Origin of the sequence: Enterobacter sp. EC_64, from assembly GCF_019584165.1 — a bacterium.
Lineage (GTDB): Bacteria > Pseudomonadota > Gammaproteobacteria > Enterobacterales > Enterobacteriaceae > Enterobacter > Enterobacter roggenkampii.
Genome location: NZ_VDAS01000066.1, coordinates 1 through 2103 on the forward strand (window position 1 = coordinate 1; position 2103 = coordinate 2103).

Consider the following 2103-nt stretch of genomic DNA (forward strand, 5'->3'; position numbering starts at 1 on the left):
TTCATGGAGAGGAGCAATTTGTCTCAGCCGATGCCGGCTACCAAGGAGCGCCACAGCGCGAGGAGCTGGCCGAGGTGGATGTGGACTGGCTGATCGCCGAGCGTCCCGGCAGGGTGTATTAGCTCAGACCTGATCTGACAGTTACCGGTTATTTATACAGGTATCTGTCAGGTTACATCTGGCCTAAATTCTTCTCAGCCCAGATGCGCTTTCCATCAAGTAACGTTTCCATTGGCGTCCGCCCACAACACATTTTTCCCTGATGGGTTCGCTCATTATTATAATAAGCCAGCCATTCATCAAGATCAGACTGCAATGTGTCGAGATCGCCATACAGCTTTTTACGGAACGTGACCTGATAAAACTCGTTCAGTATCGTTTTATGGAACCGCTCGCAGATGCCATTGGTCTGGGGCGACATCGCTTTGGTTTTCGTATGGTCGATGTCATTTATCGCCAGATAAGGCTGATAATCATGTTGTTCCACTTTGCCACAGAACTCCGTCCCTCTGTCCGTCAGTATTCTCAGCATCGGCAGCCCCTGAGACTCATAAAACGGCAGCACACGATCATTCAGCAGATCAGCCGCAGTAATCGGCGTTTTGGTGACATACAGCTTGCAATGAGCAACCTTCGAGTAGGTATCAACGAACGTCTGCTGGTAAATACGCCCTACACCTTTCAGATTACCCACATAGAACGTGTCTTGTGACCCCAAATAGCCGGGATGAGCGGTGTTAATTTCGCCACAGGCCTCGTCATCACTGGCTTTACGCTCCAGTGCGACTATTTGAGCTTCGGTCAGTTCGATACCGTCACGGGCCACTTTTTCTTCCAGTGCCTTCAGCCGCTTTTTGAAGTTCTCAAGGCCGTGACGCAGCCAGACAGAACGGACGCCGCTTCCTGAGATAAAAACGCCTTGCTTACGCAGCTCATTACTGGTCCGGTGCTGACCATGCGCAGGGAATTCGATGGCATAATCAACAACAGCCTGTTCAGTTACGTCATCGGTACGATTTTTGAGATTGGGGGCACGTCGGCTGCGGTTAATCAGCGCATCTACGCCACCTTCATCAGCCAACTCGCGATAACGATAAAATGTATCACGCGAGACACCCATGATTTTGCAGGCTTTTGACACATTGCTGAGTTCTTCAGCCAGATTGAGCAAACCTGTTTTGTGTTTGATAACGGGATTGGTAGTATGAAGCATGAGAGTTACCTCGTGTTTTGTATAAGGATTCGACACCCATATCAAAACCGGTAACTATCAACCTTTCAAGGCCATGTGTCAGATCAAGTCGTGACTAATACACAACATTTGATGGGAAGACCTTGAAAGACGATCGACTCCGCACCATCGCAACATTTGATGGTAAAACACTTAAAGACGATCGACTCAGAACCATCGCGACAGTTAATGGTAATGTCAGTATTATTGTTTTGGCGTTTGCTGCTCGGCTATTTTAGGGCTAAGAGCCTATCTCAACAGAGATTAATACTTTACCCAAAAGATATAATATCAGTATCTAAAAGCCTGCACCGTCTGATTTTTAGTCATTGAATCGCGAGAACGGGAGATAATTTCTCTTCTATGGGTATAGGCTCATAATGGTAGGATTCTGGTAGCTTCGAAACGCCGTATTTAAGCAATACTTAAGTCATGAAGAACCAAACTTAAACATTTTTCTCAAGGTAAACCAGTATAAAACTGTTAGTGCTGATGGATCGTTTGGGCTCTTTTAAAGGGATTGAAAATCCCCGTGTCCTTGGTTCGATTCCGAGTCCGGGCACCACTATTTAAAGAACCCAGCCTATGGCTGGGTTTTTGCTTTTCTGCGTTTATAAATCCCTTCTTTAGTATTCTTGCTTCTTTTTACCGTGGGATCGTGCGGTCTGCCATGCCCGGTGGCGCTGCGCTTACCGGGCCTACAGGTTTTGTAGGCCGGATAAGGCGAAGCCGTCATCCGGCATGTTTTCTGGCGCACAAAGCAAAAAACCCCGCACCTTTCGGTACGGGGTTCTTCTTGTTTGATGCCTGGCAGTTCCCTACTCTCACATGGGGAGACCCCACACTACCATCGGCGCTACGGCGTTTCACTT

General features: G+C 47.8%; 1 protein-coding gene and 1 pseudogene. One reads left to right on the plus strand and one right to left on the minus strand.

What is annotated here, in order from left to right; translation table 11 throughout:
• A pseudogene (locus FHC52_RS22445) lies at positions 1–116 on the plus strand (IS5/IS1182 family transposase); the annotation flags it as partial.
• Positions 117–172: 56 nt separating this feature from the next.
• On the opposite strand, the gene FHC52_RS22450 reads toward FHC52_RS22445, so the two are convergent.
• Entirely contained in the window at positions 173–1213 is a 1041-nt protein-coding gene (locus FHC52_RS22450) for an IS481 family transposase (protein WP_181553934.1), read from the minus strand.
• Positions 1214–2103 lie beyond the last annotated feature (890 nt).

Excerpts from the sequence above, each read along its gene's own strand:
- FHC52_RS22450 (WP_181553934.1), bottom strand. The coding sequence starts at position 1,213 with ATGCTTCATACTACCAATCCCGTTATCAAACACAAAACAGGTTTGCTC.